This window comes from Echinicola sediminis (assembly GCF_054777495.1).
On record NZ_BAAHAP010000154.1, the window covers coordinates 1 to 7,475 of the forward strand.

Genomic DNA, 7,475 nt, shown 5'->3' on the forward strand with positions numbered 1-7,475 from the left:
CATGTTTGGAAATAGTTATTGGTTATATTGGGCGCTCAGAATTCATGATTCGATGTTCACTATTCTACATTTATCCTGATCAGAAATTAAACCATTAAGAAATGAAGGGGTTAAGGGCATTAAGGTTTTTGAGAGAGGTCTTGTATAAACCAATACATTCTTTCTTCATTTTTAAGAGTAGTTATTGGTTATATGGAATTAGGTTATTGGGAGCGTTCAGAAATTCATGATTCGGTGTTCACTATTCTACATTTATCCTTGTCATAGCCTAAACCATTAAGAAATGAAGGGGTTAAGGGCATTAAGGTTTTTGGGTGAGGTCTTGTATAAGCCAATCCTTTCTTCCTCCATGTCTACGAGTAGTTATTGGTTATTTGGAAATAGGTTATTGGGGTGCTCAGAATTCATGATTCGGTGCTCACTATTCTACATTTATCCTGATCAGAAATTAAACCATTAAGAAATGAAGGGATTAAGGGCATTGAGCTTTTTTGATTGATGCTGCTAAGTGGCCGATTGTGACCTTCATTTTCTTAATTCCTTAATGTTTAGAAATAGTTATTGGTTATATGGAATTGGGTTATTGGGGCGCTCAGAATTCATGATTCGGTGTTCACTATTCTACATTTATCCTGATCAGAAATTAAACCATTAAGAAATGAAGGGGTTAAGGGCATGAAGTTCTTTTGATTGATGCTGCTAAGTGGCCGATTGTGACCTTCATTTTCTTAATTCCTTCATGTTTGGAAATAGTTATTGGTTATCTGGAATTGGGTTATTGGGCGTTCAGAATTCATGATTCGATGTTCACTATTCTGCATTTATCCTTGTCATAGCCTAAACCATTAAGAAATGAAGGGGTTAAGGGTATGAAGGTTTTAGAGTCATGCCTCTGTAATCCAACCCCTTAATTTTCTTAACTCCTTAATGTTTAAATTTAGTTATTGGTTATTTAGTGATTAGGTTATTGGGTCGTTCAGAATTCATTATTCGAAATTCATCATTCTTAATTATCCATTCCACATTCATAATTAACCTTACTCAACATACAGCACCAGTCCCTTCAAGTACTCTGTTTCGGTATGGTAAATATTGATTGGGTGGTCTGCTGGCTGGGACAGGTATTCCAGTATCTTTACATTGCGCCCTACTTCTATGGCCGCTGCGGTGATGGTATGGGCAAAAAGCTGCTTGTCCACTACCTGAGAGCAGCTAAAGGTAAACAGTATTCCCCCTGGTTGGATATGCTTTAATGCTTCCGCGTTCAACCTTTTGTAGGCTTGTACTGCATTATGCCTGGCTTTCATGTTTTTGGCAAATGCCGGCGGATCAAGTACAATCACATCGTAATCTTGATCGATTTCACGGATATATTTGATGACATCGGCCACTTTGGAGGCATGTTTTCCTTCCAAGCCTTCGTTTAGCTGAAGGTTCTTTTCGGTGAGCTCAATGGCTTTTGCCGAGATATCGACGGAATGCACTTCTTTGGCTCCGGCTTGGAGAGCAGCAATGGAAAATCCACCTGAATAACAGAACGTGTTCAGCACTTTCTTACCTTCACTGTAGTTGCCAAGCAGTTTTCTATTTTCCCTTTGGTCAATAAAAAAGCCGGTCTTTTGCCCCTTTTCCCAATCAATTTCATACTTCGCTCCGTGTTCCAGCACGATGTTGGTTTTAGGACTTCCAAACAAAAAGTGGTTTTCAGCTTGTACTTGGCTTTTGGAAAGGCTTTCGGCACTTTTATCATAGACAGCTTTAAGGGAATCACCATAGACTTTTTGCAGGGCCTGGGAGATTTCCTGACAGTGCTGGTACATACCGATGCTGTGCGCCTGTATTACTGCCGTACCATTGTAAAAATCAATGATCAGCCCCGGAAGCTGATCTCCTTCGCCATGTACCAAACGGTAAACAGTAGTGGACTGACTTTCGGTCAATCCGATTTTGGTACGCATCCGGTAAGCTGCCTGAAGTTTTTCCTCCCAAAACTGCCCGTCTATCACCCTTTTCTCAAAAGAGATGATCCGCACGGAAATGGAGCCGTTTTGATAATGGCCAATGCCCAAAAATTCCCCTTTGCTGCTATAAACGCTGACCAATTGCCCATTGCTGAGGTCTGACGGTGAATTGGCTATCGCTCCAGAAAATACCCAGTGGTGTTTTCTTTTTAGTGATACTTCCTTGCCTTTCTTTAAAGTGATTCTAGGATAGCTTTCCATGGTATGATGTAGCGAAAAATCCCTTTTTGTTAAGGTTTTACCAAACTCAACAAAAAGGGATTATTGAAAATTATAACTTAATGGTGGATTTTTAACCTTTTTGGTACATTTTTTCCCTCAGCTCCTTGATCTCTGCACTCTCCAAATAGTCATCGTAGCTCATACGTCTGTCGATAGTACCATTTGGGGTAAACTCCACAATTCTATTGGCGGTGGACTGTACGAAAGCATGGTCATAGGAAGACAATAGCACCGTGCCGTTAAATTCAATGATGGCGTTGTTGAAAGCGGTGATTGACTCCAGGTCAAGGTGGTTGGTGGGTTCATCCATCACCAAAAGGTTAGGATTTTGAAGCATCATTTTAGAGACCATACACCTTACCTTTTCCCCTCCGGAAAGCACGGAGGCTGATTTCAGTGTTTCTTCTCCGGTAAACAGCATCCTGCCAAGGAAAGTCCTTACGTAAGCTTCTTCCTGGTTGGAGGAGTATTGTCTCAGCCAGTCGATCAGGTTAAGGTCTGTTTTGAAATGCTTAGAGTTGTCATTGGGCAAATATGCCTTGTTGATGGTGACACCCCATTTAAATTCGCCTTTCTGCACAGGGATTTCTTCCATAATGGTTTGGAAAAACTTGTTGACCGCCTGTTTGGTTTTTGAAATAAAAGCGATTTTGTCGCCTTTATCCACCATAAGGTTCACATCGGTAAAATAAATGGTCCCATCATCTTTAAGGGAAAGTTCCTCGGTCATGAAGATCTGGTCTCCGGCCTCCCTTTCAGGTTTGAAGATAATGCCCGGGTACTTTCTGGTAGAAGGCTGTATGTCGTCCACATTGAGCTTCTCCAACATTTTCTTCCTTGCGGTAGCTTGCTTCGATTTGGCCACATTGGCAGAAAACCGCTCAATAAACTGCTGGAGTTCTTTTCGCTTTTCTTCCACCTTTTTGTTTTGATCGACTTTTTGTTTGGCGGCCAACTGGGATGATTCATACCAGAAGGTATAGTTACCGGAATAAATCTTGATTTTGCTAAAGTCAATATCCACAATGTGGGTGGATACAGCATCCAGGAAGTGCCTGTCGTGGGAAACCACGATGACTAGATTCTTAAAGTTAACCAGGAAGTCTTCCAGCCATGAAATGGTTTCGGCATCCAGATCGTTGGTAGGTTCATCAAGAATCAGGATGTCAGGATTGCCAAAGAGGGCTTGGGCCAACAAAACCCGAACTTTTTGGTTACCCGCCAAATCCTTCATCAACATATTGTGAAGGTCTTCGGTGATGCCCAGTCCGGAAAGCATGGCGGCAGCGTCTGACTCTGCATTCCAGCCATCCATTTCCGCAAATTCGGCCTCCAGTTCGGAAGCACGGATACCATCCTCTTCAGAAAAATCAGCCTTCATATAGATGGCGTCTTTTTCCTCCATAATGGCATAAAGTTTTTTGTGGCCCATGATCACGGTTTTGAGCACCTCTACTTCGTCAAATTCGAAGTGGTTCTGCTTCAATACCGCCATACGTTGGCCGGGGGTAATATTGATACTGCCAGAGGTACTGTCCTGATCCCCTGATAGAATCTTCAGAAAAGTGGATTTTCCGGCACCATTGGCGCCGATCACGCCATAGCAGTTGCCCGGTGTGAATTTAAGGTTTACTTCATCAAAAAGGGTTCGTTTTCCGAACTTTAAAGAAAGATTATCAACTGATATCATGAATTGTTTCGCTTCTGATTTTACAAGTGGCAAAGATACAAATTTTATTGGGCTGCAAAATGAAAAAATCCCGCTGATTTAAGAAAACCAACGGGATCAATTGACTATTGATACGGCTATCAATCAATTAAATGGCCATAGAATGTCTTTTTTCATCTAGGGCCTTTCTTTTTCTTTCAGACTTTTTTAAATGGGTGTCCACCACAAGCGTCAGCAATCCCCCAACGGCACAAAAGCTCATCATGATGACCATGGGATTGGCAGTGCCATTGTGGAAGATGCTCACCGCAGCAGATACAACACCTCCCATGGCCATGCGCATACTACCCATCATGGCCGCTGCACTTCCTGCGTTTCTGCTGAAAGGTGCCAAGGTCAAAGCTGCGGCATTGGGGTTACACAGCCCATGTCCCGTAAGGAAAATGAACATCATACCGATCAAGGTGAATACATTGAACCAATTATTATAGACTCCGATGATCATAATGAAACCTACGATGGTCTGATAGGTCAGTGCCACTTTGATGACCTGTTCACTGCTGAATTTTTTAAGCAGAATATGGTTCAGCTGCGTGGAACCGATCATAGCAGATGCCAACAGCGCAAATATCCATCCGTATTGCTGTTCTGTCACTCCGTAGATATTCATAAAGACATCCGCAGAACCGGAGATATAGGCAAAGGGAGCCGCACCGGCAACACCACCAATAAGCATATAAACCAAGAACTGGCGGTTTTTGGCTACTTCAATGTACTTCTTAAGCACCTGTTTTGGTCGGAGAGAGATCTCCTGATCCGGTTCTGCCCCCTCCGGCAAAAAGAAATAAGAAGCCAGTAAGATCAATACACTGATGCCGGCCAGCACAAGGAAAACCAAGTGCCAATTATAATGGGCCGTCACAAAGCCGCCCAGAGTAGGGGCGATCATGGGTGATACGGCAATTACCAACATCAGCAAAGCCATGGCCTGAGCAGTTTTGGTGACAGGAAAAATATCCCTGACCATCGCCTGGGCAGCAACCATACCAGCACATCCTCCGATGGCCTGCAGAAAACGCATGAAAATCAGGTTTTCCACACTATTGCTCATGGCGCAGCCAATAGAAGCCAACACATAAATGACCAGACCTATGTACAGAGGTTTCTTTCTCCCAAACCTATCCAGCAAGGGACCGTAAAAAAGCTGTCCGATAGCAATACCGACCAAATAACTGGTCAAAGAGAGCTGGACATTGGCAATATTGGTCTGCAGGTTTTCGGCAATGGCCGGAAATCCAGGCAGATACATGTCAATGGAAAAAGGGCTGATGGTACTCAATGCCCCTAAAATCAAAATAACGATAAAGTACTGTCTTTTGCTCATAGGCCCCCTGTTAAAATAACTATCCTTCTCCAACATCCTTGCAAAGCCTAAAGTTCGTTATGTTTTCGATATTGTTAATTTTTTTGTAAAAATAATTTATTTTTCATTTTTATTGGGTTCTATTTTTAGTGATTTGATAAAATTAATCTTCTTCAAGTGTTATAGCTTCAGATTAATCGATAGATAGGGTAAGTGTATTGCCAAATTTAAGTTGGAAAAATGTCAATATAAAAGCCATAAAGCTGATCAAGGAAAATCCCGATCAGCTTTATGGTTGGTTAGGGGTGTTATACGTAATCAGTTCAGTGATTTCCGTTTTTTTCCTCCATCTGCTCGGCGATTTCAGGCGAGTGGTTTTGGACGATTTTTTGAACTACTTTTTGGAGCCAAAAGAAACAAGATGCCGAAATAAGTAAGACCAGCATCCAGCTACTGGTCCATAGACCGGTCCAATCGAGCAGGTAACCAAAAAGGATGGGGCAGATAAAGCCTCCCAATCCACCCATCACACCGACCATTCCGCCCACAATCCCCACCTCATTGGGAAAGTAATCAGGGATAAAGCGGTATACGCCGGCTTTTCCTATTCCCCAGGCGATACCGATGCCGAACATAAAAATAATGTAGATCCATTTATTGGCCTGAAAGGAAATCAAAGTGGTGCCTTTGGCCAGGAGCTCTTTTTTCTTGACCTGGTCGCCTTCTTTGACGATGGGCTCCTGCCAATTGTATTTGGCAGGCAGAAATGCAGCCAGTCCCTCAGGATTTACCGTTTTCTCTTCAATATTGCCCTTAGCTTTATAGTCATAGTTATGTCCGGATACTTTGATGGAGGAGGTACCTATTTCTTCTACTGTGCCATCTGCTGAAGAAACAATTCCTTTTCCCGGGGTAAAAATGTCCATTTTGGGTACCATAAGTAAGATGGAAAGTAAAATGGACCATTTAAATACGCCGAACATGACCCTTCGGGCGCCGATCTTGTCACTCATCCAGCCTCCAAGCGCTCGGATCACCCCGGAAGGAAGGCTGAACAGGGAAGCCATAAGCCCTGCTACCACTAAACTGGTACCGTATACATTCAAAAAATAAGGTACCAACCATTGAGAGAAAGCTACAAAGCAGCCAAAGACCAGAAAATAATAATAGCCAAACCTCCATACACGGACATTTCCAAGTGGTTTGAGGACCATTTTTAGGGTTCTTGGTGGGGTGTCCGGTTTTTTGTTGATGGAGAAAATCATGAAAACCACTGCCATGGTGATCAGCACCCCGGCATAAATAAGCGGCAAATACACCCAGTTTTCGATATGCTCTCCATTATTTGTGAAGGTATTTAAAAGGGTAGGGGCAAAAAGGGTTGTCAGTGCTGCACCCGCGTTTCCCGCTCCAAATATTCCCAAGGCCCTTCCTTGCCAATGTTTTGGGTACCAGACAGAGGTAAATCCTATCCCCACAGCAAAAGAGGCCCCAGCTATTCCAAAAACAAAGCTCAAAAGGGCAAAGGTAAAAAAGCTTTGGGCATAGGGAAGTAGGAGCATGGGCACCGCGCAGATTAATAGAACGGATACAAAGACCCATTTCCCTCCATATTTGTCCGTCAAAATCCCCAGGGGCAGGCGAAGTATGGATCCTGTCAGTATGGGAATTCCCAAGAGCCAACCTACTTCCACCGGACCCCAGTCGAAAACGCCCGAATTGACCAAGTAGGTTACCATGACGCCGTTAAAGGTCCAAACAGCAAAGCAAAGGGTAAATGCGAGGGTGTTGAGAAACAAGATTCTGTGTGATGCTGGACTAATGTCGTTTTGCATTGTTTGTTAAGGTTATTTCTATCAACCAGCCGGTGCTTACTTTCCATTTTAGAAGCGAAAATGCTTGGATTTTGGCACCACAGGCTAGATGGCAAGCTGAAGTATATGGTTTATTTTTAAATCAATAAATTCAGATATTTTAATTAAACTGATTTTATAGGTTTTATTTAAATCCTATTTTATTTAATTGTAAGTAATATTTTAAATAATCGGTTGCAAATATAACGATCAATCTTGAATACTTACAGTTCGAAAGGAGGGAAAAATAATGGCAAGGGCAGGCTTAGGCCGGTTCCTGTTCAGGGATACCTTTTGAATGTAAAAAGTGATTTGGGAACTTACCCACCATTCGAAACTTTTCAAAG

At 42.6% G+C, this 7,475-nt stretch carries 4 protein-coding genes; all 4 read right to left on the reverse strand.

Going from position 1 to position 7,475, the window contains the following annotated elements; genetic code table 11:
- Positions 1-1,037 precede the first annotated feature (1,037 nt).
- The 4 genes from ACYVAA_RS21590 to ACYVAA_RS21605 all read right to left on the reverse strand — a co-directional run bounded on the left by ACYVAA_RS21590 (position 1,038) and on the right by ACYVAA_RS21605 (position 7,110).
- On the reverse strand, positions 1,038-2,222 hold the full coding sequence (locus tag ACYVAA_RS21590; RefSeq protein WP_460545861.1) for a class I SAM-dependent rRNA methyltransferase: 1,185 nt from the start codon (positions 2,220-2,222) through the stop codon (positions 1,038-1,040).
- Between the two features lie 91 nt (positions 2,223-2,313).
- Positions 2,314-3,933, reverse strand: a complete 1,620-nt coding sequence (locus ACYVAA_RS21595) for an ABC-F family ATP-binding cassette domain-containing protein (protein ID WP_460545864.1) — start codon at positions 3,931-3,933, stop codon at positions 2,314-2,316.
- Positions 3,934-4,060: 127 nt separating this feature from the next.
- Positions 4,061-5,296, reverse strand: coding sequence for a Bcr/CflA family multidrug efflux MFS transporter (locus ACYVAA_RS21600; RefSeq protein ID WP_460545866.1), 1,236 nt, complete (start codon positions 5,294-5,296; stop codon positions 4,061-4,063).
- A 302-nt stretch (positions 5,297-5,598) separates the two neighbouring features.
- The gene (locus tag ACYVAA_RS21605) at positions 5,599-7,110 is read right to left on the reverse strand and encodes an MFS transporter (RefSeq protein ID WP_460545869.1); all 1,512 of its coding nucleotides are present in this window, start codon (positions 7,108-7,110) and stop codon (positions 5,599-5,601) included.
- Positions 7,111-7,475: the final 365 nt, after the last annotated feature.